The organism is Paraburkholderia sp. SECH4, from assembly GCF_030511745.1.
GTDB classification, from domain to species: domain Bacteria; phylum Pseudomonadota; class Gammaproteobacteria; order Burkholderiales; family Burkholderiaceae; genus Paraburkholderia; species Paraburkholderia madseniana.
Genome location: NZ_JALOCP010000038.1, coordinates 1 through 22,754 on the forward strand (window position 1 = coordinate 1; position 22,754 = coordinate 22,754).

Here is a 22,754-nt window from a genome sequence, read left to right on the forward strand (position 1 = left end):
AGAAAGATAAGCAAAGAAAGCGGCTCAAACCGCTAATGCTAAGTGGGCACCGTAGCCTGCTACGGGTAGTGGTGCATCTGGAATCTGTGTTCTCCCGCATTCGACGTCAGTGACAAGGGCGTCATACTTCCCGTCTCACACTTCGTGCTCGCCGGAAGCGTTTGCCCCGTCGCGGTCGGTTATCTATCAATACTCCGTTTCTTTGCTGAAGTTTCTTCGGTGCTGTAGTCCTGTGTTCGAGGGCGCGCTTGGGAAATTTCGGAAATGGTGGCTTCGCGCGCTCTTTAGCCCAGGCAGGCGATCACTCGCGAAACGATACGTTTTAAACTCAATTCGCCGTCGAGTCAGCGATGGCCAGGCTTGGCAGCCTGCACACCACGCACGTACTCCTGCCCCGGCAGGTCGTGCGTCTGTTTCAGCGCGTCTTCTTGCTATGGGCGGGCCGTGATAGGGAGATCTTCGGGTCTGCTGGTTTGCTGTGGTGCCAGTCTGCCAACCGTATCACTGAGCCCGCTCACCACAGCGCAAATTGTGTGTTGGGCGACCCAGGTAAGTTCAGGGAGATCGCGCCATGAGTAAATCCGCCAAGAATTCACGAACCACATCGCGCCCACCCGTTGACGCACTTCAGTACGAAAAACTTGCCCTGTCTGCTTTCGGACTTGTTGACAGGCAACTAAGCCAACTGGACAAGTTGGTCACGCTTGCGGCCTCGATATTCAGGAGTCCGGCGGTGACGCGGGAAGAGAGGCATCGTCAGCGAAAATTGCTGGAAGTACTGATCGACACTGGCGAGGATTATCGGCGAGAAGTCGAGATTGATCGCGAGTTGTACCAGATCATCGCGCTTGATGCGAAGGGAGTACCCCAAAGCTGCATTACCGCGCGTCGCGCAGCGAACCTTCTGGCGAAGGCCACGCAGAGGGCGCCGGAGAACTGCAGAGGCATGCGCGCAATGGGAACCATGCGCAACAGGCAGGGACGCTTTAAAACGATCACGCGCCCTATTGCAACAGCACACTGACAAAAACCCGCGGTACTAGGCCACAAACATAAAAAGGCGCTAGCGCCTTTTTATGTTGTAACTGGACACCCATGCCACGCCAACAGGTTGTGGCACGTCATCGCATCTGTCTCGCCATCATCATCGCGATTGGAACGACAACCGCAACCGTACCCGCGGCCGGGACGGTGATTCAGCACACCGACATATCATTGAGGTGGGGGTTCTTGGGGAGTACAGAGGCGTGTCGCCGAGGCGAAGCCGACGGCCCCCACGGACCTCAACCGAAGCCGGCGGTTTCCCATGCAGACCCGTCCGCGACGCACGCAGTGCGGAGTGGGAGCTGATGAGTCCTTTGTCACTAACGCGGAATGTGCGAGAACACGGATTCCAGATGCACCACTATCCGCAGCAGACCACGGTGCCCACTTAGCAGTAGCGGTTTGAGCTGCTTTCTTTTGCCTACTTTTCTTTGCAGCCGGCAAAGAAAAGTAGGTGCCGCCCCGCACAGGGGCAACGCTAATAGACCACTAGCAAATCAAGGAAAGGCCAACGCCCCAGGCAAACAGACAAAAGCACCGAGCAGGCAAACAAAATCAACCCTGCCGAAGGCAATACCCAGCAACAGCGTCCAACACACCCTCATCCTCGCCAACCGCCGTAGCGCACTTAATCTCGACAGCAGGATACAACCCCCGACACCGCTCGATCACCTCCGGCAGATCCCTGCGAACATGCCCACCTTGCCCAAAAAACACAGGCACAACAGTCACAACAGAACACCCGTCGGAGACAAGAGACCCCACAGCGGTAGGCAAATCCGGCTCCATCAACTCAAGAAAAGCCAACAAAACCGGCCCAGCCTCAGCATCAGAGCCGCGCGCAGCGCGAACCTTCTCAGCGAGCCTCTCAAACGGCTCCCGCCACCGCACATCCCGCGCGCCATGCGCAAACAAAACAAGTCCATGCGTAGCCATGACAAAGGCCCCTAATGGCGATCAACCCATTTCAACCCAACCAGCCCGAGCACGAGATAAACAAGCCCAGGCGTAGCCGCAGTCAACGGCGCAGGCCACGTGTTCAACGTGCCGATATGCGAGAACAGCGTATTGAACAACTGGAAGCTCATCCCCAGCATAATCCCGCCGAAAACCTTCACGCCAACCACACCGGCACGCGTATGCAGATACGCAAACGGCAACGACAACACCAGCATCACGAACACCGCAAACGGATACAGCAGCTTGCGCCACAGCGCAATGTCATACCGCTGCGTGTCCTGATGATTCTCGGTCAAATGCTGGATGTAGCGGAACAGATTGAACATCGACATCCGGTCCGGCGACACCAGCAGCACCGACAAGATCTGTGGCGTCAGTTCCGAGCGCAGCGAATACTCCGGCAACTCCACCTGCTTTGCACGGTACACCGGATTCAACGCATCGGCCGGCGTGCCCGGAGGTGGGGGGACGTCGATCAATTGTGTGTCCGTCACGCCAGTCAGTTGCCAATGACCCGGCGGCTGATATGTGCCACTCTTCGCAATCCGCACGTTCGAGAGACGGAACTTCGAATCGAATTCGTAAATTCGCACGTTGCTGATCGTCGCGTCCGGCTTCAATTCGCCGACGTTGACGAAGCGCGTCACCTGCTCGCCGTCCGCGCGCGCCGTCAGCGTGTCCTTCACCCACACACCCGACTCGAAGTTGCTCGATACCGACGACCCCAATGCCTCGAGCCGCACGCGTTCCGACAACTGATCCGTGTACGGACCGACCACTTCGCCGATCAGGTAAGTCAGGAACACGAGCGGAATGCCGATTTTCATGAGCGAGCGCAGCGCCTGATTGGTGGCGAGGCCGGACACGCGAAAAATCGTGTACTCGGAATTCGCTGCCATCTGCGCGAACACGTAGATCGCGCTGATCAACGCCGCAACCGGGATGATTTCGTAGAAGCGCGACGGCGTTTGCAGCGCGACGCGCAGCACCGCGTACTGGAACTTGTAGTTGCCGTGGCCGACGGAATTCAGTTCGTTGATCAGGTCGAAGAAGAAGAACAGACCCGAAAACGCGAACAGAATAAAGATGAACGTGAGATAGATCTGACGCGCGAAGTACCTTTCATAGATGCGCATCGGTCAGGCCCCCTGCGAACGGCTGAACATCGCCCGCGTAAATAGCGGCCGGTTGCGCACGCGCAGCCAGAAGATGAACGCGACGATCACCGCCACAATAACGTGCAGGCCCACCAGTCCAACCGCGAACGACATCCGACCTTGCTCGATCCATGCCTGCACGACGTTCAACAGATTGGAATACGTCAGATAGATCAGGACGGCCATCACCAGATTGATCGTGCGGCTGCGCCGCGGGTTCTGGTGCGCAAGCGGAATCGCCAGCAGCATCAGGTTGATCGCGATCAGCGGCAGCCCCGCGCGCCAGGCGAATTCGGCGAGATTGTCGTCGGTGGGGTTACGCAGGAGCGTGAGCGTGGGCAAGCTGGTGGTAGTTGGCGTATTGACGACCGGCTGGCTCTGGATCTTCAGGCCGTAGCGTTCGAATTCCATGATGCGGAAATCGGGGTGGCCCGGTTCGCCGTCATAGCGGCGGCCGTTTTCCAGCACGACAAAGCGGTCGCCGTTCTTATGAGTTTCGGTGTGGCCGGTTTTCGACACGACCACGTTGACCTTGCCGTTCTCCGTACTGGTCACGAACACGTTCTCGACACGCGCCTGGTCGGGCGACATCTTCTCGATGAAGAACACGCGGTGGTTGGTGGCCGACTCGCGGAATTGACCCGGCGCGAGCAGCGAGACTTCGTCGCGCTGCTGGAAACGCGCGCGCAGCAGCTTGTTCTGCTGGTTCGACCACGGCCAGCCGACGAACACGAAGAACATGATGAGAATGATGATCGGCGTGGAAAAAATGGCGATCGGCTTGATGAATTGCGTCAGGCTGACACCGGAGGACAGCCACACAACCATCTCGGAGTCTTTGTACCAACGTGTCAGGACGAACAGGATCGACACGAACAGGGTCGCGACGAGCATGATCGCCAGGTAGCCGATCACAGTCAGGCCGATCAGGACCAGCACGTCGCGCGGGTCGATCTCGCCCGAGGCCGCGAGGCCGACGATGCGGATCATCATCGTCGTCAGCACGAGCGTGAGGAGAACCATGAACACGGCACCAGCCGTATACGCGAGTTCGCGCTGGAGGGAGCGTTCGAAGATCATTATTGATGATGAGGTGGGGCGCTCTCAGTGACGCACGGATTGGTTCCCGTCACGCCTCCGGTGCAGCCGCCGCGGGAAAAATAGCGGATAATTGCGGCTTTCATCCTAAGCCCAGATTTTATCCGAGGACAAGCGCGATGGACTTTAGCATAAAAGCCTGTGATTGGACCAAAGGCTCGTCAAACGGTTTCCTGACCGGGAAATCCGATTGCATCGTAATCGGCGTGTTCGAGTCGCAAACGCTCTCGGGCGCTGCGCTGGAGATCGACGTGGCCACCAAGGGCCTCCTGACCCGCGTCATCAAGGCCGGCGACATGGACGGCAAGGCCGGCACCACGCTGTTCCTGCACGAAGTCTCAGGCATCGGCGCTTCGCGCGTATTGCTGGTCGGCCTCGGCAAGCAGGATGCTTTCAGTCAGAAAGCCTACGGCGAAGCCGTGCGGGCCGCCTGGCGCGCACTGCTCGGCACCAAGATCGTCCAGGTCACCTTCACGCTCGCCCAACTGCCGATCCTCGAGCGCTCGGCCGATTGGGGCGTGCGCGCCGCGATCCTCGCGCTGCGCGAGTTGAGCTACCGCTTCACGCAGATGAAGAGCAAGCCGGACAACGCGCCGCGCGCCTTGAAGCGCATCGTGTTCAGCGTCAACACCGGCGATGAAAAGGCCGCCAAGCTCGCAGCCAAGCAGGGCGCCGCGCTTGCCAACGGCATGGATCTGACGCGCGACCTCGGCAACCTGCCGAGCAACGTCTGCACGCCGACCTATCTTGCCAACACCGCGAAGAAGCTCGCCAAAGACTGGAAGCTGAAAGTCGAAGTGCTCGGCGAAAAGCAGTGCGAAGCGCTGAAGATGGGCTCGTTCCTGTCGGTCACGGCCGGCTCGGTCGAACCGGCTCAGCTCATCGTGCTGCAGTACCACGGCGGCGCCGCGAAAGCCGCGCCGGTGGTGCTGGTCGGCAAGGGCGTCACGTTCGATACCGGCGGTATTTCGCTGAAGCCGGGCGAAGGCATGGACGAGATGAAGTACGACATGTGCGGCGCCGGTTCGGTGCTGGGCACGTTGCGCGCCGTCGCCGAAATGGGCCTGAAAATCAACGTGGTCGGCATTATCCCGGCTGTCGAGAACATGCCGTCGGCCACCGCCACCAAGCCGGGCGACATCGTCACCAGTATGAAGGGCCTCACGATCGAAGTGCTGAACACGGACGCCGAAGGCCGGCTCATCCTGTGCGACGCGCTGACCTATGCCGAGCGTTTCAAGCCGGCGGCGGTGATCGACATCGCCACGCTGACGGGCGCTTGCATCATCGCGCTGGGTCATCACAACAGCGGTCTGTTCTCGAAAGACGACGCGCTGGCGGGCGAACTGCTCGATGCCTCGCGTGAAGCCTCCGATCCGGCATGGCGCATGCCGCTCGACGACGAGTATCAGGATCAGCTCAAGTCGAATTTCGCGGACCTGGCCAACATCGGCGGCCGTCCGGCGGGCAGCGTGACGGCGGCGTGCTTCCTGTCGCGCTTCGCTGAAGCGTATCCGTGGGCCCATCTGGACATCGCCGGCACCGCGTGGAAGAGCGGCGCGGCGAAGGGCGCCACCGGCCGCCCGGTGCCCTTGCTCGCGCAGTTCCTGATCGACCGGGCCGCTGACGGTCGGGCCGCGGACGGTCGCGCTGCACAATGACGCATTGCAGTAAGGTTACAGGCGTCGCTGTAGACGCAAAGCGGAGCTGCCGATGACGAGAATCGATTTTCACTCGAACGTCGGCGATTCGCTGCTGTATGCGTGCCGCCTGATCCGCAAGGCGTATCAGGCGGGCCAGCCGACCATCGTGCTGGCCGAGCCCGAGCGCCTGCGGGCTTTCGACGAGCAGTTGTGGACCTTCTCGCCCCTCGATTTCGTGCCGCACTGCATGGCGGGCACGCCGCTCGCCGCGCAAACACCAATCGTGCTGGCGTCGAACCTCGATGATGTGCCACATCATCAGGTGCTGCTCAATCTCGGCGCCACGGTGCCGGCGCAATTCGCCCGTTTCGAGAGATTGCTGGAAGTGGTCGGTAACGCACACGACGAACTCGCGGCGGGCCGCGAACGCTATCGTTTCTATCGCGATCGCGGCTATGCTTTGAACAACTACAAGCAAGGCAGCTAGGCACCGAGCCAAGTCCTATTTGGCCCGCGTCGCGTGGTGTTTTGTCGGATGGATTCGACGCGCGCGCGGCCTGCCTCAGCTTGGACTCAAACACGGAGAGCGCGCGTGTCCGATCCTAACGATAGTTCGATCCCGGTTCTGAACGAGATTCTCGTGCCGGGCCATCCTGCCCAGGCGCGCCAGGCGGAGGGTGGCGCAGCGGCGCCGGCTACCCAGCCGGCGGCCGATCCCGCGACTGCGCAAGAGCCGGTCCTTACGCCGGAACCCAGGCACGAGCCTGAGCCGGTGCTTGCGCCAGAAACCCTGCAGGCGCCGAAGGAGCCGACGCTCGTGCCGGAGCCCGCGCATGTGTCGGAGCAAGCGCATCCGGCCGAGCACGCCCACCCGAAAAAGCGTTCGAGAGCACACCATGCTGCCGATCACCGACACGGACATGAGCCGGCCTTTGCGTCTGCGGGCGTCTTCGACCGGGCTGAACCGCATGCGCCGATCGAGGCGGGTACGATCGTGCCGCCGGATATCGCTCACGAAGCGCAGCCGCAACCGAATCTCGATGCCGATGTCATCGCCGAACGTCTGCGTGGACGGTTCGCGGGTTTTCTGACGGGCGAGGGGCGCGGCATTATCGAGGCACGTTGCCGCGATGCGTTGCAGGATCACACATCCTGGCTCGTCAACCAAATCACGCGCGAAGTGGCGCTGGCGCTGGAGACGGAATTGACCGGCTGGGTCAGGGAAGCGGTCGATCAGGAGATCGCGCGGCGCTCGGGCAGCGCTTGATCGTGGCTGGGGGCGTGCCGTTATCCGGGCGCGCTCACCGCTTTCATCAAGCGGGGTTCATTTGAGTTTTCGTTTAAGCGCCGTTATTTGAGCGTCATCACCCAGCTCGCCAGCGTAGCCGCCTGATCGGGCGTGAGTTGCGTATTCGCGGGCATCGGCACCGCGCCCCACACGCCCGTGCTGCCATCCAGAATCTTGTGCTTCAGATAGGTGGCGGCATCTTCGCGGCCGGCATATTTCGAGGCGACGTCATGCAGCGCCGGTCCCATGAATGGACGTGTCACCGAGTGGCAGCTCATGCAGTTCTGCTGCTGGGCAAGCGCGAGGGCGGCGGGCACTTCCGCGTGCGCCGCCAGACTGCCGGCGCCTAACATAGCGCTCAGCACGCTGGCCGCCGCGAGCGCTGCATACGACATTGATTTCATTCTGGTCTCCGTCGGTGCAGGTGCCCGACCCGTGGTGCATGCATTATAAAAGGAAAGGGGCGCACGGTTTCCCGTGCGCCCCTTTGCGCTTTTTCGTAACTGACGCAGCTGATGTGGTCTTGAACGGTGCTACGGGTCCGCCCCGGGGAGCCGAGGCGGATCAGCGCAGCGTGTGCTTAATGCCCGCTTAGCCCGTCACCGCGCCCTTGTTGGCCGGCAGCGCCAACGCGGAGTACTTCGCCAGCACGCCACGCGTGTAACGCGGCTTCGGTTGCTGCCATGCAGCGCGGCGGCGTTCCAGTTCGGCGTCGTCGATGTTCAGTTGCAGGAGCAGCTTGTGCGCGTCGATCGTGATCGAGTCGCCTTCCTGCACAAACGCGATCGTGCCGCCCACGAACGCTTCCGGCGCGACGTGACCGACCACCATGCCCCACGTGCCGCCCGAGAAGCGGCCGTCGGTGATCAGGCCGACGCTTTCGCCGAGTCCCTTGCCGATGATCGCTGACGTAGGCGCGAGCATTTCCGGCATGCCGGGGCCGCCCTTCGGGCCGAGGTAGCGCAGCACGACCACGTCGCCGGCGACGATCTTGTCGGCCAGAATGGCTTCCAGCGCGCTTTGCTCGTCGTCGAACACGCGGGCCGGGCCGGTGATGACCGGGTTCTTCAGGCCGGTGATCTTGGCGACCGCGCCGTCGACGGCCAGGTTGCCCTTCAGGATCGCCAGATGGCCTTCCTTGTACAGCGCTTGCTCGATCGGGAAAATCACCTGCTGATCGGCGCGCGGCTTGCTCGGCACGTCCTTCAGTTCTTCGGCGATCGTCTTGCCGGTGATCGTGATGCAATCGCCGTGCAACAGGCCTGCGTCGAGCAGGATCTTCATGACTTGCGGAATGCCGCCGGCCTTGTGCAGGTCGGTCGCCACGAACTGGCCCGACGGCTTCAGGTTGCAGATCACCGGCACCTTCTTGCGCATGCGCTCGAAGTCTTCGATGGTCCATTCCACTTCAGCCGCATGAGCGATGGCGAGGAAGTGCAGCACGGCGTTGGTCGAGCCGCCCGTGGCCATGATGACGGCAACGGCGTTTTCGATCGACTTCTTCGTGACGATGTCGCGCGGCTTCAGATCCTTCTTGACCGCTTCGACCAGCACCCGTGCCGATTCGGCCGCCGAGTCGACCTTTTCCTGGTCCGGATTGGCCATTGTCGACGAATACAGCAGCGACATGCCCATCGCTTCGAACGACGAGCTCATCGTGTTGGCGGTGTACATGCCGCCGCACGAACCCGTGGACGGGCACGCGTTCTTTTCGACCCCTTCAAAATCTTCCTGCGACATTCGGCCTGCCGTGAATTCGCCCACTGCTTCGAACGACGACACGATGGTCAGGTCGGTGCCCTTCCAGTTACCCGGACGGATCGTGCCGCCGTACACGTAGATGCTCGGCACGTTGGCCCGCAACATGCCGATCATGCCACCCGGCATGTTCTTGTCGCAGCCGCCGATCACGACCACGCCGTCCATCCACTGGCCCTGCACGCACGTCTCGATACAGTCGGAGATGACTTCGCGCGACACCAGCGAGTACTTCATGCCTTCGGTGCCCATCGACATGCCGTCCGAGATCGTCGGCGTACCGAAGATCTGCGGATTCGCGTCGGCGCCCTTGACCGCGGCGACGGCCGCGTCGGCCAGACGCTGCAGGCCGGCGTTACACGGCGTGATGGTCGAGTGGCCGTTGGCGATGCCGATCATCGGCTTGTCGAAATCTTCTTTCTGATAGCCAAGCGCGTAGTACATCGAGCGGTTCGGTGAGCGCGCCACGCCTTGCGTGATGTTCTTCGAACGACGGTTGTATGCCATGGGGGACTCCAATCTGTTTTGTTTTGATCAGTGCTGCGTGTGCGGGGCTCAGGTGCTGCCGCAGAGGCTGCGCTGACGCTGCCAATGCGTTGCCGGCGGCGTCGGCCGATACGGCGGTTCAGGTCAGTTCAGTTTAGTTCCGACGCGTTGCGCAAGGGTGCAGTTTTGCGATGCGCGTGTCCAATATATTATTCAGGCTCGATTAGGTCGTAAAATGTATTAATCATGTTGCCTACGATTCCTGACCTGCGCCAGTTGCGCTATTTCGTGACAGTCGCTGAAGAAAAGCACTTCGGGCGGGCGGCCGTGCGTCTTTCCATGACGCAGCCGCCGTTGTCGCAGGCGATTCGGGCGCTGGAGGAAACACTCGGCGTCGAGTTGTTCGCGCGCACCAAGCGCTCGGTGGAGCTGACTCCGGTGGGCGCTGACCTGTTGCCCGAAGTGCAGCGCCTGCTGGCGAGCGCCGAGGGGCTGCGGCCGCTGGCGCAGAGCCTCGCACGAGGCGAGGCCGGGGCGCTGTCGCTGGCCTTCGTCTCGACGGCCGATTACGGCCTGCTGCCGTTGCTGCTGCGCGATTTCGGCGCGCGCCATCCACGGGTGCGCCTCGAACTGACCGAAGCCACCAGCGACGTGCAGATCGACGAACTGGTGGCCGGGCGCATCGACGCAGGCCTCGTGATCGCGCCGCTGCCGTCGCGCCATGCCACCCAGCTCTCGTGGCTGCCGATCGCTCGCGAGCCGCTGGTGATCGCGATGTCGACGGATATGGCGCAGCGCGTGGGCCGCGCCGCCGGCTCCAAGGCTGACTCGCACGCGGAGTGGCTGGAAACGCCCATCAGCCTGCGTGACGTCGCCGACGAGCCGCTCGTGATCTTCCCAAGACGTCTGGCGCCAGGCTTTTATGACATCATTATGGATTGCTACGGCGTGGCGGGCCTGGCACCCCGGGTCGGCCAGGAGGCGATCCAGATGCAGACGATCGTGAGCCTTGTGTCGGCCGGGATGGGCGTCGCACTGGTGCCGCAATCGTTGCGTAATCTGCGCCGCACGGGTGTCGTGTACCGGCCGCTCTCCGAATCGGTGCCGGCGATCGAGACGGGGCTGGTCTGGCGCACGGCGGAGGTGAGTCCGGTGTTGGCCGGCTTCATCGAGATCGTCCGAGCGCACGCGGCCACCATGGAGGCGCAGTTCGCGGCGCCTCGTGTTTAGGCGAGCTTAGGTGAGCCGCTGCCGCGAACGCATTGCAAGCGAAACCGTCCAACGCATGCGCCGCATGATGCGCCCACCGCCGGCTGCTACTTGAAACTCGACTAGAAATCCGCTTCTGAACCTGAACTGCCCATAACAACACGATGCTCATTCACCCGAATTTCGACCCCGTTGCCATTCATCTGGGGCCGCTTGCTGTGCGCTGGTATGGACTGATGTACCTCGTTGCGTTCATCGCGGCGATCGTCGTCGGCCGCTTGCGGCTGCGTTTGCCGTACGTCGCCGCGCAAGGCTGGACCGCTAAGGATATCGACGACATGCTGTTTTACGGCGTGCTCGGTACGATTCTCGGCGGCCGGCTCGGCTACGTGCTGTTCTATAAGGCGAGCTTTTACTTCGCGCATCCGCTCGACATCTTCAAGGTGTGGGAAGGCGGCATGTCGTTTCACGGTGGCTTCCTCGGCGTGACGCTGGCGATGGTGCTGTTCGCCTATCAGCGCAAGCGCTCGTGGTTGCAGGTCACCGATTTCGTCGCGCCAATGGTGCCGACCGGGCTCGCGGCAGGGCGCCTCGGCAACTTTATCAACGGTGAGTTGTGGGGCCGCGTGACCGATCCGTCAGCGCCCTGGGCGATGCTGTTTCCAGGCGCCGCGCCCGATGATGCCGCGTGGCTCACCGCGCATCCGCAACTGGCCGCGCAATGGCATCTGAACGACGTGTTCGCGCAATATCACATGCTGCCGCGTCATCCGTCGGAGTTGTATGAGATCGCGCTGGAAGGCGTGGCGCTGTTCTTCGTGCTGTTCTTCTTCTCACGCAAACCGAAACCGATGGGCGCGATTTCCGCGGTGTTCCTGATCGGCTACGGCCTTGCGCGTTTCACGGTGGAATTCGCGCGTGAGCCGGATGACTTCCTTGGGCTTCTGGCAATGGGTCTCTCAATGGGCCAATGGCTCTCGCTGCCAATGATCCTCGTGGGCATCGGGATACTGGTGTGGTCCTATCGCCGTGCGCGGCGTGAACCGGCGCAGACGGTCGGTGCGAATTGAGCGCTACGTTTTATCGTAGTGAGCTGAGTAGCCAATGGAAAAAAGCCACGGCATGCCGTGGCTTTTTTTCATTGCAGCGGTACTTCTGGCGTAAAACGCGCTACTTCATCTGCACCGAGCCCGACACATTGACTGTTACCGTCGACGTGCCGCCTTCGATCGGCACCGGCGCGGATGCCTTAGCATCGGCACCCATTGCACGTGCGCTCATCATCATCATCGGACGGGGCATGACGCCGTTGTGGCCGACGTTGACTTCACGAATCGAATAGCCGTTGTAGCCGAACGCCTGCGCCGAAGAAGCGGCTTGCTCGCGGAACGACTTGATGGCTTCACCGGTGAGCTTCTGCTCCGCTGCACGCTGCGCTTCAGGCGACAGCGAGAACTGCACGTTGCCGACCTGCATGATCGATGCCATCTGGCCTGCGAGTTTCGACGCCGCGGCGAAGTCGTGCGACTCGAGCACAACTTCAGTACGGCCGCGCCATGCGGAAATGCGGCCGTCACGATCGGTGGACGGGTAGATAGAGAAGGAGCCGGTGCGAGCTGTTACGCCGTTCACGCCCTTGGCTTTTTGCAGCGCTGCGTCGGCGCGTTGGTTCAGCGTGGAGGTGAGCGCGGACGGATCGCTCGCTTCCTGCTCGTAGAACAGCGTGATATCGACGACGTCTTGCGGCACCTCAGCGCTTGCCTGTGCATTCAGCGACAGCACGCCGGCGGGCTGATACTGCGTCACGCCTTGCGCGCGGGCCATGGCCGGCGTCAGTGCGAACGCGGCAGGGGCGGCGCATACGAGAGCGAGAGCGAGTGCACGTGCGGTGTTTTTCGTCATTTTTGGACTCCTTGCTTGAACAGGTTGTGCACGATTGGAGCGAACTCCATGCGATGGCACAACGTTTGCGAGTCCGTTAGGCGCTTGTAACCTGAGCTTGGTTCCCTAATTTGACGTTTGCTCAACGTTTGCTTTCATCCGCGCACAGACTTGCGCGTGAAACAAGCCGCAACGGATCACATGTGCGTATGCAACGTTAAACAAGACGTTTGGTGATGAAGCGCCATTCAGCTTCGGTCACCGGCGTGATCGACAGGCGGTTGCCTTTGACGAGCACACGCATGTCCTTCAATTCCTCATGCTCGCGCAGCGCGGCAAGCGGAATCAACGGGATCTTCTTCTTGAACACCACATCGACGAGTAGCCAGCGCGGCGTTTCCTGCGACGACTTCGGGTCGTAGTAGGGGCTCTTCTTATCGAATTGAGTGGGGTCCGGATACGCGGTGGACGATACCTCCGCGAGCCCCGCAATGCCTGGCTCCGGACAACTCGAGTGATAGAACAGCACACCGTCGCCGACCTGCATCGTGTCGCGCATGAAGTTGCGCGCCTGATAGTTGCGCACGCCAGTCCACGGCAACGTATGGTGCGGTGCCTGGGCAAGATGGTCGATGCTTGCTTCGTCCGGTTCGGACTTCATTAGCCAGTAGCGCATGAATCGAATTGAACGTTAAAGGTTTGATACAGCAAGAAAAATCGAGGCCCAAAGAAAAACGGCACCGAACCGAAGTCCGATGCCGTTTGAATAGGTCCCCGCCTTAGCCGCTAGGCCGGCATCCTGAACCGGGGGTTCAGAATTGGTCGCAGTTAGCAGCACTTCGGGTACATCAGACAGAGTGACGCGCACACCCGTGCTACAAATTTCCACAACCGTGCACATGGCATTGGTTCAAGGAATATATGACCTTGGCGAACCAGGCAGGGAAGTCAAACCGATTGAATTCAAAACGTTTGCATGAATCTTTGCTCATGCACCTCGTTTGAATCCGCAGCCGATCTCAGGACCGGCTACAAGATACTTTTACATGCTGTACTGCTGAATCACAGTACCCAGTTGCTCGTTCATCTGGTGCATTGTACGCCGGATTTCTTCAGCGGGAAATGCTTCTCCGTGCCGCACGCTGCTTTGCAGCTTAAGCAGTTCCGATGCCAGCGACAGCGCGGCCATGACGGCAATGCGATCCGTGCCGCGCACGTTGCTGCTATTGCGGATCTTCGACATCTCGGCGTCGACGCGTGCAACCGCTTCAAGCAGCGCGCCTTCAGTTTCCGGCGAGCAGGCGAGACGATAGGGCACGCCGAGAATCGATACTTCGATCTGCTTGGTGGTCATGCATTTTCTCCATGGCGGGTGACGTCGCTCTCCGCTTCTTCCTCATGCGGCGCGGCCTCGAGCAGATCGAGCTGATTATCAGGCTCGCTGTGCGCGCGGGCCCGCGGCAGTTTTTCGAGGATCGCATTGAGGCGCACCTGTGCGTCGTCGATCTTTGCCGACAGCGCGTCGCGTTCCGCCTGCAGCGCATCGCGCTCCTCGCGCATCAGCGCGAGTTCCGTGCGTGTGGCCTCTGCTTCGGCACGCGTTTGGGCGAGCTGATCTTCGAGCGCGAGCCGCGCTTCATTGTGGCGTTGGCTGATCGTAATCAGCTTGCCGATATTCTGTGAAAGTGTTTCGAGTTCGGTGAGCATCTGCTGCGTCCTCTAAAGACATCGCATTTTAGCGCGGAATGTCGCAGGTTCCGACAATTGTCTCGTTTCGAGACGTAACAACATCGCTTTGTGCCGGCTTTTATCGACCATATGATGAAAAACAACTCATGCATCGGACAATAACCTGCACTTAACAGAACAGTTTGCGCACGGATTAACCATTCTTGACGGACCTGAAGGCCGCTCCTAAACTGGCCGCACTTTGGTGCTCGCGCACGCTTTTCCACAGTGTGCGCAGTTAAACGGGAAGCAGGGCGCGCGCCTCGTCTGAACGCGCTAACCTGCGCTGCCCCCGCAACGGTAAGCGACCGCATTCGTCATGCAGGTCGATCCTGATCGCGTGTTTGAAGCTGAACACGCGAGTGTGCCACTGCGCGTCACGCGTGGGAAGGCGGGATCGATGTGTCGCCAGCCCGAATACCGGCCAGAGGGAGAGGTTCGTTCCCGCGCAAACGTAAAACAACGCGGGCGCCTCGTTACGCATCGGCCCGCGGGGAAGCGGGCCGCGCACGCTATCCACAGGAATGTCATCCCATGCTGTCCCCCATCGCTCGCGCGGCGTTGCTCGCCTTTGCGAGCCTGCCGCTCGTCGTGCATGCGCAAGCTGCTGCTGCTTCTTCGTCGCCGTCTTCTTCTTCTGCCGATACGGGGGCGACCGGTTCGTCACCCGCGGTGTTGTCGCCCGTTGTCGTGACCGCGGAGCGCGGGCCGCAACCGCTCGCCGATGCGATCCCACAGACCACGCTGTTCGATCAGCAGGACATCGCCGATACGACCGCGACCGATTTGCCCGGTCTGCTGCAACTCGCGCCCGGCGCGCAAATTTCGCGCACCGGTGGCCCGGGCTCCACGACGAGTCTGTTTCTGCGCGGCGCGTCGTCGACGCAATCGCTTTTGCTGATCGACGGCGTACGGGTCGACTCCGTGAGCCTGGGCGCGCCGCAACTCGCGCAGATTCCGCTCGACCAGATCGATCACGTCGAAGTGGTGAATGGCAACGTGTCCGCGCTTTACGGCTCCGGCGCAATTGGCGGCGTGGTGCAGGTGTTCACCAAAGACGGCGGCGACCATCCGCCGCGTTTCAATTTTTCGGTGGGCTATGGCAGCTATCACACGCAGACGCAGCAAGCCGGTGTGAACGGCGCGCTGGATAAAGACGGCAACACCACCTTCAGCATTTCGCTCGCGCGCTCGAAAGACGACGGTTTTTCGTCGCTCAATCCGTCACAGGCACCCAACGCGAATCCGAACGCGAACGGCTATCTGAACGAAAGCATCTCGGCTTCGCTGCGTCACAAGTTCAGCGACAAGTGGGACGCGGGCGTCACCTATTTCCAGTCGAACGGCAATAACAGCTACGACAACGCGTACGGTGTGCCGACCGATCTGAACAACCTCTACAGCAAAGTGCGCCAGGTGTCGGTGTTCGCGAACGGCAAACTGACCGACTGGTGGACCACGCACTTCATCGTTTCCGAAGGCGACGACCGCAGCGTGGCGAATACCAACGGCATCTACAACGGCCGCTTCGATACCGACAATCGCCAGTACACGTGGCAAAACGATTTCGCGCTCGCCGCGCAGCAGAAACTGCAGGTCGGCTATGAGCATCTGGACCAGAGCCTCGACTCGGATACGTTCGCCGCTCCCGACCGGCATGTGGATTCGGGCTTTGTCGGCTACACGGGGCGCTTTGGGCGCAATCAGATTCAGGCCAACGTGCGGCGCGATCAGTATTCCGATTTCGGCGGGGCGAACAGTTACTATCTCGGCTACGGTTTCGACATCACCGAGCATTGGAAGGCGACTGCAAGCTATTCGGATTCATTCCGCGCGCCGAGCTTCGACGATCTGTACTATCCGCTCAGCGGCAATCCGTCGATTCAACCGGAGCGCAGCCATTCGATCGAAGCAGCGTTGCAGTACGCGTCGAACGCGCTTGGTGTGATGCGTCTGAGCGCGTTCCAGACGCGTTATTCGAATCTGATCGACTACGAGCAGGTTACGCCCGGCATCTATCTGGCCGAGAACGTCGGCCGTGCGAAGGTGCAGGGGCTCGAAGGATCGTGGAGCGGCCATGTGGGCAAGACGGATGTGCGCGCGTCGGTAACGCTGCAGAATCCCGTCGACCTCGATAGCGATACCGATCTGGTGCGGCGTGCAAGGCGCTTCGCGTCGCTGGCGGTGAATCGCAGCATTGCCGGGTGGCGTGTCGGCGGCGAGTGGATCGTCAGCGGCGCCCGTGAAGATAGCAGCGGCACGCTGGGCGGCTATGGCGGGGTGAATCTGTCGGCGCGCTATAACATCACGAAGGCGTGGTATGTCGCCGCGCAGATCCAGAACCTGTTGAACAAGGACTATGAAACGGCCTACTCGTATAACTCGCCGCGGCGCGGTGCGTATGTCACGGTCGGTTGGCAGCAGCAGTGACGAACGTATTTGCATGAGAACGCGCCGATGAACCGTAGCTCGAGCCCGATGTCCACGACCACGTTGCGCGTGATGAGCGCGAAGCGCGCGGCCGCGATCTGGCTCGTGCTCGCGGCAGTCGCGCTGGTTGTGCTGATGGCGTCGCTCGCGTTGGGCAGCGTGTCGCTCGCGCCAGCGCGCGTGTTGGCGGCGTTGCTGCCGTCGCACGCGTCGCATGTCGAGTCCGGCGATCTTGCCGGTGAGATCGTGCGCACGCTGCGTTTGCCGCGCGCGCTGGCCGGCTTCGCGTGCGGCGCGTTGCTTGCGCTGGCCGGTGCGCTGCTGCAAGTGCTGTTGCGCAACCCGTTGGCCGAACCCTACGTATTAGGCGTCTCCGGCGGCGCGGCGACATTCGCGCTGGTCGCGATGATCGCCGGTTGTGCGTGGTGGATCGTCGATGCCAGCGCGTTCGCCGGCGCCTTCGTGTCGATCCTGCTGGTGCTTGGCCTCGCACGCCGTGAGTTGTGGCGAGGCGAGCCGCAGGATACGTCGCCGCGTTTGCTGCTGACCGGCGCGGTGATCGCGGCCGGCTGGGGCGCCGTCATCACCCTGTTGCTCAACCTTGCGCCGGACAATCGGTTGCGCGGCATGCTGTTCTGGCTGACCGGCGATCTGAACGGCGGCGCGATGCCATGGACGGCGCTCGCCGCGCTCGTCATCGTGCTGGTGGCGATCGTGCCCGCAGCACCGCGTCTGAATGTGCTGCTGCGGGGCGACGCCGCCGCGCAGGCGCTCGGCGTTGCTGTGATGCCGCTGCGCTTGCGCGTGTATCTGGTGGCGTCGCTGGCGGCCGCCGCGGCTGTGACCACGGCCGGCACGATCGGTTTTGTCGGGCTCGTCGTGCCGCATATGCTGCGGCTCGCTTTCGGCAACGATCAGCGCATGCTGCTGCCAGCAGCGGCGCTCGGTGGTGGTGTCGCGGTGATGGGCGCGGACCTGATTGCGCGTACTGTGATCGCACCGGCGCAATTGCCGGTCGGCGTGATCACGTCGATCGTCGGCGTGCCCGTGTTCCTGTGGATGCTGTTGCGCAGGCGCCGATGATGAACGCACACAACGCCCCGCATTCGGCGCTTAGCGCGCAACGCCTGACCTTGCGTGCGGGCATGCGCACCTTGCTCGACGCGTTCACGCATACATTCTACGCAGGCGAGATCTGGTGCGTCGCGGGCCCCAACGGCGCGGGCAAGACGACCTTGCTATCCACGCTCGCCGGTCTGGCGCAGCCGTCGGCGGGTCATGTCGAACTCGACGGCGTGCGTCTCGCCGACTGGCAGCCATTGCCGCTCGCGCAGCGTCGCGCGCTGATGCCGCAAAGCGCTGCGGACGCCTTTAGCGCGAGTGTGCTCGACATCGTGATGCTGAACCGTTTTCCGCATCTGACCGGCTGGGGTTGGGAGGGTGAGGCCGATCGTGCTGCCGCGCATGCCGCGCTGAACGTTTTGGGACTCGCCGCATTCGCCGCGCGCGACGTGCTGTCGCTTTCGGGTGGCGAACGTCAACGCGTTGCTCTCGCAGGAGTGTTGTGCCAGGAAGCGCCGTTATTGCTGCTCGACGAACCGCTCTCGCATCTGGATCTGCACCATCAGATCGACTGTCTCGAAGCGCTGACCGCCTGGACGCGCGAACCTCGGCGTACAGTGATGTTTTCGTGCCACGACCTGAACCTGGCGCGCCGCTTCGCAACACATGCGCTGCTGCTCGACGGCAACGGCGGCGCGTATGCCGGACCGGTGCACGACGTGCTGACGCCCACGCTGACGAGCCGCGCGTTCGGCTATCCGTTGATTCTGATTCGCGACGGCGAGCATGAGGCGCTGATTCCCGCGCCGCGCTCGCGTCACGAATCGCCTGCGGCGCATGACACGCCGGCAGGCTAAGCGCTTTATAAAAACACTCTCTCTTTTAGAAACGTCTATGACTTCTTTGCCAGGTTTGCCGGAATTGACCGAAGTCGAACCGCTCGATCAAACGCTGCGTGCCGAACTGCAACACATCATCGATACCAAGACCAAGCCGCCCGGCAGTCTTGGGCGGCTGGAAACGCTCGCGCGCCAGATGGGGCTGATCCAGCGTACGACACACCCCACGGTCGAACGTCCGGCGATGATCGTGTTCGCCGGTGACCACGGTATTGCGCAGGAAGGCGTGAGTCCGTATCCGCAAGCGGTGACCGCGCAAATGGTCGCTAACTTTCTCACGGGCGGCGCGGCGATCAATGCCTTGAGCCGCGTCTCCGGCGTCGAGCTCGAAGTGGTCAACTCAGGCATTGCGACGCCGCTGCCGTCGACGGAGGGGCTCATCGACATTCCGGTTGCGGCCGGCACGCGCAACTTCGCGCACGAACCCGCCATGACGCACGAACAGGCACTTGCCGCGATGCAAGCGGGCGCGGCTCGTGTGCGGCATCACGCGGCGCTCGGCACCAATGTGATCGGCTTCGGCGAAATGGGCATTGCGAATACGTCGTCGGCCGCGTGTCTGATGAGCCGCTTGTGCGGCGTGCCGATCGACGAATGCGTCGGACGTGGCACGGGGCTCGACAACGCGGGGCTCGCAAAAAAGCGCAACGTACTCGCCTCCGCGCTCGCGCATCACGCCGTTTCCAATGATCCGCTCAAGGTGCTCGCCACCTTCGGCGGCTTCGAAATCGCCATGATGACGGGCGCATATCTCGCTGCCGCGCAAGCGCGTATGACGATCCTTGTCGACGGATTCATCGCGACCTCTGCGTTGCTGGTGGTCGATGCGTTCGCACCGAACGTCCGCGAGTATTGTGTGTTCGCGCATGCATCGAACGAGGCGGGGCATCGGCGCATGCTCGATCATTTCGGCGCGCTGCCATTGCTTTCGCTCGATATGCGTCTCGGCGAAGGCACCGGCGCGGTACTCGCGGTGCCGCTGCTGCGCGCGGCAGTGGCGTTCGTGAACGAAATGGCCAGCTTCGAATCGGCCGGTGTCGCAAATCGCGATGTGTAATCCGTTATACGAAGCGCTGTTGTACGACGCGCAGTCATTCAGAAGCGTGCGTCCGGCTCACTCATGAATCCGCTCGCTGAACTCCGCTATTTCTTCACGGCACTCGGCTATTTCACGCGCGTGCCGGTGCCGCGCTGGGTCGGCTATGAGCCGCACTATCTGAATGCGGCGGCGCGTTATTTCCCGCTCGTCGGTCTATTGGTCGGCGGATTGAGCGCGCTGGTTTATCTCGCGGCGTTGCATGTCTTTCCAGCGGGCGTGGCGGTGCTCCTGTCGATGGCGGTGTCGCTTCTCGTCACCGGCGCATTTCACGAGGACGGACTTGCCGATTGCGTCGATGCGTTCGGTGGCGCCTATACGCGCGAGGACGCGTTGCGCATCATGCATGATTCGCGCATCGGTGCTTTCGGCGCCATCGCGCTCGTGATCGCGCTAGCACTGAAGTGGCAAACGCTCACCGCGTTGCCGCCGATGCGCGCCGCAAGTCTGATGATTGCAGCGCATGCCGCGAGCCGTGTGTTCGCCATCAGCTATCTGGCCACACTCGACTACGTGCGCGCCGAAGGCAAAGCCAAACCGGTTGCGCAACGCTTGAGCGGCCCCGCGTTGCTCTGCGCAGCGGTGTTCGGTCTGCCGTTGTTGCTCTGGCCGAACTTGCTGGATTCGCCGAATTGGCGCTTCGCCGGCGTGACGCTCGCCGTACTGATGGCGCTGCGCTTTGCATTGGGCCGCTATTTCGTCAGACGCATCGGTGGCTACACCGGCGACTGCCTCGGCTTCGCGCAACAGATCTTTGAACTGAGCATCTACCTCGTGGGGCTCGCATGGATATCGTCCTGATCCGTCATCCTGCCGTCGCGCTCGATTCAGGGGTGTGCTACGGCCACAGCGACGTGGCGCTCGCCGAAGATGTCGAGGTATCGGCGAGTGCGCTTGCGTTGAAACTGGCGGCCTTGCAGATACCGCCGCCGCGTGTGTTGATGTCGAGCCCGTTGACGCGTTGCGCGACACTGGCCGCGGTCATGGCGAACGATTTCGGTTGCGCGCTCAGTCACGACGATCGTCTGAAGGAAATGAATTTCGGCGATTGGGAGGAGCAGCGTTGGGACGCAATCGATCGCGAGCTGCTCGACGCCTGGGCGGCTAACTTCGAGCACGCGCGTGCGCATGGCGGCGAGAGCGTCGCGCAATTCGTCGCGCGGGTGCGGGCGTGGTTCGACGCGTTTGCGCAGACACGCGAGTTGTCGCCCGCGTACGTGGTCACGCATGCCGGCGTCATGCGGGTGATCGCTTCGCTGGTGTTGGAGGTGCCGGTGGAAAGCTGTCTGCGCTGGTCGTTGGAGATGGCGGGGATTGTCTGGCTACGCCGGGATGATGAGACGCAGCAGTGGTCATTGGTGAGGTGGAATGTGTGAGGGAAGGGGCTTGGTCCCTGCAGCCCCCCGAATCGCGTCAGCTCAGCCTTATCCGTGACACTTTTTTTTCGGGAAATTTGTCGCGAAAACAGAAATCGTGACACTTTAAGACGTAAAAAGTGTCGCGATTCGCGCGATTTGTGCCACAATGTCATGAAAAAGTGTCGCGATTAGGATTTATTGCGACACATTGGCAAAAGGGTGGCGCGCATGAACAGCAGTGGCATCAAGCAGGAATTGGATCTGATCGAGCAGCTCATCGCTGCAAGCGCCGAGGGGCGAGGCGTTCGTGCGCTTGCAGCGGCACTTGCTGCGCGCCGCCATCCCATGCAACGCCGCACGCTGCAACGTCGTCTCGACGTGTTGCTCGAAGCAGGCCGGATCGTCTCGGAAGGTGCCGGCCGGGCAGTGTCCTACAAGCAGACTGCGGCTCCTGGCGAGGCTGTTTTCCCCACACAGGTTATCGCTGGCGCAAGCACTTCCGGCGAGGCCTACGTGCCCGTATCGAGTGCGGGCCTCGAGGTGCGCGCGGAAGTGAACAGGCCGTTGCACGAGCGCCGGCCGGTCGGCTATAACCGTGCGTTTCTCGAACGCTATCGTCCGAATCAGGACGCGTATCTATCGCAAGCACAGCGTGAACGCCTGCATGAATGGGGCCGTACGTCGGCGGATGTGCGGCCGGCCGGCACCTACGCACGCGACATCATGAGCCGGCTTCTGATCGATTTGTCGTGGGCGTCGTCGCGGCTCGAGGGCAATACTTACACGCGGCTCGACACCGTGCGGCTGATCGAGCAAGGGCACATTGCGGAAGGCAAAGACGCTCAGGAAACGCAGATGATCCTGAATCACAAGGCCGCGATCGAAATGATCGTCGAGAGCGCGGACGAAGTGGGCTTCAATCGATTCACCGTACTGAACCTGCACGCGATTCTCTCCGACAACCTGATGTCTGACCCGTTCGCCAGTGGCCGTTTGCGCGCGCGCGAAGTGGAGATCAGCGGCACCGTATTTTTTCCGCTCGCGGTGCCGCAGCAAATCGCGGAATGCTTCGAGGCGGTGTTGAACAAGGCCGCCCAGATCGACGATCCCTTCGAGCAGGCTTTCTTCAGCATGGTGCACCTGCCCTATCTGCAGCCGTTCGAAGACGTCAACAAACGGGTCTCGCGTCTGACCGCGAATATCCCGCTGATCCGGCAGAATCTGTGTCCGCTGTCGTTCATCGACGTTCCCGAAAAGGCCTACGTCGACGGTACGCTTGGGGTGTACGAGGCCAATCGTGTCGAGTTGTTGCGCGACGTTTTCATCTGGGCATACGAGCGCTCGTGTCAGCGTTATCTGGCGATTCGACAATCGATCGGCGAGCCGGACGCGTTTCGCCTCAAGTATCGCAATGCATTGATACAGGTGGTGCAGGAGGTGATTCGCGGTGGCCTTGCCGGTACGCGTGGCGAGATTGAAACGCTCACACAGAATCAGGTGGATGCGGCGGAACTATCTTCGTTCGTCGATGCGATCCAGTCCGATCTCGATCAACTCTATCTGGGCAATGTCGCGCGCTATCGGCTGCGGCTTTCCGAATTCGAACGCTGGCCGTTCAAGCGGGCAGACGCCGTCTCGCGCTAACGCGGCACTGCCT

Annotated in this window: 22 protein-coding genes, 1 other RNA gene and 1 riboswitch; of the genes, 13 read left to right on the forward strand and 10 right to left on the reverse strand. The window is 61.7% G+C overall.

Features of this window, described 5'->3' with window-relative positions:
* The first annotated feature begins 571 nt into the window (after positions 1-571).
* Entirely contained in the window at positions 572-1,024 is a 453-nt protein-coding gene (locus tag M0D67_RS33915; protein ID WP_171929429.1) for a hypothetical protein, read from the forward strand.
* A 575-nt stretch (positions 1,025-1,599) separates the two neighbouring features.
* On the opposite strand, the gene M0D67_RS33920 is transcribed toward M0D67_RS33915, so the two are convergent.
* From M0D67_RS33920 to lptF, 3 genes are read right to left on the reverse strand one after another with little or no spacing between them, the layout of a single operon-like run.
* Positions 1,600-1,980, reverse strand: a complete 381-nt coding sequence (locus M0D67_RS33920; protein ID WP_171929428.1) for a sirohydrochlorin chelatase — start codon at positions 1,978-1,980, stop codon at positions 1,600-1,602.
* 11 nt (positions 1,981-1,991) lie between these two features.
* Complete coding sequence (gene lptG, locus M0D67_RS33925) at positions 1,992-3,140, reverse strand: LPS export ABC transporter permease LptG (RefSeq protein WP_171929427.1); 1,149 nt, start codon at positions 3,138-3,140, stop codon at positions 1,992-1,994.
* Between the two features lie 3 nt (positions 3,141-3,143).
* Positions 3,144-4,241, reverse strand: coding sequence for an LPS export ABC transporter permease LptF (lptF, locus tag M0D67_RS33930; protein WP_171929426.1), 1,098 nt, complete (start codon positions 4,239-4,241; stop codon positions 3,144-3,146).
* 137 nt (positions 4,242-4,378) lie between these two features.
* Here lptF and M0D67_RS33935 point away from each other — a divergent pair, with 137 nt between their 5' ends.
* From M0D67_RS33935 to M0D67_RS33945, 3 genes are all read left to right on the forward strand, one after another.
* The gene (locus M0D67_RS33935; protein WP_266241316.1) at positions 4,379-5,920 is read left to right on the forward strand and encodes a leucyl aminopeptidase; all 1,542 of its coding nucleotides are present in this window, start codon (positions 4,379-4,381) and stop codon (positions 5,918-5,920) included.
* A 52-nt stretch (positions 5,921-5,972) separates the two neighbouring features.
* Positions 5,973-6,389, forward strand: a complete 417-nt coding sequence (locus M0D67_RS33940; protein ID WP_134960722.1) for a DNA polymerase III subunit chi — start codon at positions 5,973-5,975, stop codon at positions 6,387-6,389.
* A gap of 105 nt (positions 6,390-6,494) precedes the next feature.
* Positions 6,495-7,169 carry a DUF2486 family protein gene (locus M0D67_RS33945; RefSeq protein ID WP_171929424.1) on the forward strand — a complete coding sequence of 225 codons (675 nt, stop codon included), beginning with the start codon at positions 6,495-6,497 and terminating at the stop codon, positions 7,167-7,169.
* A gap of 83 nt (positions 7,170-7,252) precedes the next feature.
* Here the strand turns inward: M0D67_RS33945 and M0D67_RS33950 are convergent, their stop codons facing one another.
* Positions 7,253-7,594: a c-type cytochrome gene (locus M0D67_RS33950; protein ID WP_266241321.1), complete on the reverse strand. Its 342-nt coding sequence runs from the start codon at positions 7,592-7,594 to the stop codon at positions 7,253-7,255.
* Positions 7,595-7,781: 187 nt separating this feature from the next.
* Positions 7,782-9,455 carry a dihydroxy-acid dehydratase gene (ilvD, locus tag M0D67_RS33955; RefSeq protein ID WP_266241323.1) on the reverse strand — a complete coding sequence of 558 codons (1,674 nt, stop codon included), beginning with the start codon at positions 9,453-9,455 and terminating at the stop codon, positions 7,782-7,784.
* Positions 9,456-9,680: 225 nt separating this feature from the next.
* On the opposite strand from ilvD, the gene M0D67_RS33960 reads away from it, so the two are divergent.
* Positions 9,681-10,664 (forward strand): LysR family transcriptional regulator, encoded by a 984-nt coding sequence (locus tag M0D67_RS33960; protein WP_266241325.1) that lies wholly within the window; start codon positions 9,681-9,683, stop codon positions 10,662-10,664.
* 143 nt (positions 10,665-10,807) lie between these two features.
* The gene (lgt, locus tag M0D67_RS33965; protein ID WP_171929421.1) at positions 10,808-11,713 is read left to right on the forward strand and encodes a prolipoprotein diacylglyceryl transferase; all 906 of its coding nucleotides are present in this window, start codon (positions 10,808-10,810) and stop codon (positions 11,711-11,713) included.
* A gap of 100 nt (positions 11,714-11,813) precedes the next feature.
* On the opposite strand, the gene M0D67_RS33970 is transcribed toward lgt, so the two are convergent.
* The 5 genes from M0D67_RS33970 to M0D67_RS33990 all read right to left on the reverse strand — a co-directional run bounded on the left by M0D67_RS33970 (position 11,814) and on the right by M0D67_RS33990 (position 14,231).
* Positions 11,814-12,545 (reverse strand): SIMPL domain-containing protein, encoded by a 732-nt coding sequence (locus tag M0D67_RS33970; protein WP_154562125.1) that lies wholly within the window; start codon positions 12,543-12,545, stop codon positions 11,814-11,816.
* A gap of 196 nt (positions 12,546-12,741) precedes the next feature.
* Positions 12,742-13,200, reverse strand: a complete 459-nt coding sequence (locus M0D67_RS33975) for an EVE domain-containing protein (protein ID WP_154562123.1) — start codon at positions 13,198-13,200, stop codon at positions 12,742-12,744.
* A 91-nt stretch (positions 13,201-13,291) separates the two neighbouring features.
* A non-coding RNA gene (ssrS, locus tag M0D67_RS33980) (6S RNA) lies at positions 13,292-13,473 on the reverse strand.
* 93 nt (positions 13,474-13,566) lie between these two features.
* Entirely contained in the window at positions 13,567-13,878 is a 312-nt protein-coding gene (locus M0D67_RS33985) for a cell division protein ZapA (RefSeq protein WP_054035122.1), read from the reverse strand.
* On the reverse strand, positions 13,875-14,231 hold the full coding sequence (locus tag M0D67_RS33990) for a hypothetical protein (protein WP_054035121.1): 357 nt from the start codon (positions 14,229-14,231) through the stop codon (positions 13,875-13,877). The genes M0D67_RS33985 and M0D67_RS33990 overlap by 4 nt, the downstream gene beginning before the upstream one ends.
* A gap of 207 nt (positions 14,232-14,438) precedes the next feature.
* Positions 14,439-14,696, forward strand: a riboswitch (cobalamin riboswitch).
* Between the two features lie 90 nt (positions 14,697-14,786).
* On the opposite strand from M0D67_RS33990, the gene M0D67_RS33995 reads away from it, so the two are divergent.
* The 7 genes from M0D67_RS33995 to M0D67_RS34025 all read left to right on the forward strand — a co-directional run bounded on the left by M0D67_RS33995 (position 14,787) and on the right by M0D67_RS34025 (position 22,741).
* Positions 14,787-16,682, forward strand: coding sequence for a TonB-dependent receptor (locus tag M0D67_RS33995; protein ID WP_266241328.1), 1,896 nt, complete (start codon positions 14,787-14,789; stop codon positions 16,680-16,682).
* A gap of 27 nt (positions 16,683-16,709) precedes the next feature.
* Positions 16,710-17,765, forward strand: a complete 1,056-nt coding sequence (locus M0D67_RS34000) for an iron ABC transporter permease (RefSeq protein WP_266241330.1) — start codon at positions 16,710-16,712, stop codon at positions 17,763-17,765.
* Positions 17,762-18,601 (forward strand): ABC transporter ATP-binding protein, encoded by an 840-nt coding sequence (locus tag M0D67_RS34005; protein ID WP_266241332.1) that lies wholly within the window; start codon positions 17,762-17,764, stop codon positions 18,599-18,601. The genes M0D67_RS34000 and M0D67_RS34005 overlap by 4 nt, the downstream gene beginning before the upstream one ends.
* Before the next feature lie 37 nt (positions 18,602-18,638).
* A complete protein-coding gene (cobT, locus tag M0D67_RS34010; RefSeq protein ID WP_266241334.1) occupies positions 18,639-19,700 on the forward strand; it encodes a nicotinate-nucleotide--dimethylbenzimidazole phosphoribosyltransferase in 1,062 nt (353 codons plus the stop codon).
* A gap of 63 nt (positions 19,701-19,763) precedes the next feature.
* Positions 19,764-20,540, forward strand: a complete 777-nt coding sequence (locus M0D67_RS34015) for an adenosylcobinamide-GDP ribazoletransferase (protein WP_266241336.1) — start codon at positions 19,764-19,766, stop codon at positions 20,538-20,540.
* Entirely contained in the window at positions 20,525-21,115 is a 591-nt protein-coding gene (gene cobC, locus M0D67_RS34020; RefSeq protein ID WP_266241338.1) for an alpha-ribazole phosphatase, read from the forward strand. Before M0D67_RS34015 ends, cobC begins: the two co-directional genes overlap by 16 nt.
* 210 nt (positions 21,116-21,325) lie before the next feature.
* On the forward strand, positions 21,326-22,741 hold the full coding sequence (locus tag M0D67_RS34025; protein ID WP_266241340.1) for a Fic family protein: 1,416 nt from the start codon (positions 21,326-21,328) through the stop codon (positions 22,739-22,741).
* The last annotated feature ends 13 nt before the right edge of the window (positions 22,742-22,754 follow it).

Bases quoted from the DNA above. Each gene is read 5' to 3' on its own strand.
- M0D67_RS33915 (WP_171929429.1), top strand. From the start codon at position 572: ATGAGTAAATCCGCCAAGAATTCACGAACCACATCGCGCCCACCCGTT.
- M0D67_RS33920 (WP_171929428.1), bottom strand. From the start codon at position 1,980: ATGGCTACGCATGGACTTGTTTTGTTTGCGCATGGCGCGCGGGATGTG.
- lptG (WP_171929427.1), bottom strand. From the start codon at position 3,140: ATGCGCATCTATGAAAGGTACTTCGCGCGTCAGATCTATCTCACGTTC.
- lptF (WP_171929426.1), bottom strand. From the start codon at position 4,241: ATGATCTTCGAACGCTCCCTCCAGCGCGAACTCGCGTATACGGCTGGT.
- M0D67_RS33935 (WP_266241316.1), top strand. From the start codon at position 4,379: ATGGACTTTAGCATAAAAGCCTGTGATTGGACCAAAGGCTCGTCAAAC.
- M0D67_RS33940 (WP_134960722.1), top strand. From the start codon at position 5,973: ATGACGAGAATCGATTTTCACTCGAACGTCGGCGATTCGCTGCTGTAT.
- M0D67_RS33950 (WP_266241321.1), bottom strand. From the start codon at position 7,594: ATGAAATCAATGTCGTATGCAGCGCTCGCGGCGGCCAGCGTGCTGAGC.
- ilvD (WP_266241323.1), bottom strand. From the start codon at position 9,455: ATGGCATACAACCGTCGTTCGAAGAACATCACGCAAGGCGTGGCGCGC.
- M0D67_RS33960 (WP_266241325.1), top strand. From the start codon at position 9,681: ATGTTGCCTACGATTCCTGACCTGCGCCAGTTGCGCTATTTCGTGACA.
- lgt (WP_171929421.1), top strand. From the start codon at position 10,808: ATGCTCATTCACCCGAATTTCGACCCCGTTGCCATTCATCTGGGGCCG.
- M0D67_RS33970 (WP_154562125.1), bottom strand. From the start codon at position 12,545: ATGACGAAAAACACCGCACGTGCACTCGCTCTCGCTCTCGTATGCGCC.
- M0D67_RS33975 (WP_154562123.1), bottom strand. From the start codon at position 13,200: ATGCGCTACTGGCTAATGAAGTCCGAACCGGACGAAGCAAGCATCGAC.
- M0D67_RS33985 (WP_054035122.1), bottom strand. From the start codon at position 13,878: ATGACCACCAAGCAGATCGAAGTATCGATTCTCGGCGTGCCCTATCGT.
- M0D67_RS33990 (WP_054035121.1), bottom strand. From the start codon at position 14,231: ATGCTCACCGAACTCGAAACACTTTCACAGAATATCGGCAAGCTGATT.
- M0D67_RS33995 (WP_266241328.1), top strand. From the start codon at position 14,787: ATGCTGTCCCCCATCGCTCGCGCGGCGTTGCTCGCCTTTGCGAGCCTG.
- M0D67_RS34000 (WP_266241330.1), top strand. From the start codon at position 16,710: ATGAACCGTAGCTCGAGCCCGATGTCCACGACCACGTTGCGCGTGATG.
- M0D67_RS34005 (WP_266241332.1), top strand. From the start codon at position 17,762: ATGATGAACGCACACAACGCCCCGCATTCGGCGCTTAGCGCGCAACGC.
- cobT (WP_266241334.1), top strand. From the start codon at position 18,639: ATGACTTCTTTGCCAGGTTTGCCGGAATTGACCGAAGTCGAACCGCTC.
- M0D67_RS34015 (WP_266241336.1), top strand. From the start codon at position 19,764: ATGAATCCGCTCGCTGAACTCCGCTATTTCTTCACGGCACTCGGCTAT.
- cobC (WP_266241338.1), top strand. From the start codon at position 20,525: ATGGATATCGTCCTGATCCGTCATCCTGCCGTCGCGCTCGATTCAGGG.
- M0D67_RS34025 (WP_266241340.1), top strand. From the start codon at position 21,326: ATGAACAGCAGTGGCATCAAGCAGGAATTGGATCTGATCGAGCAGCTC.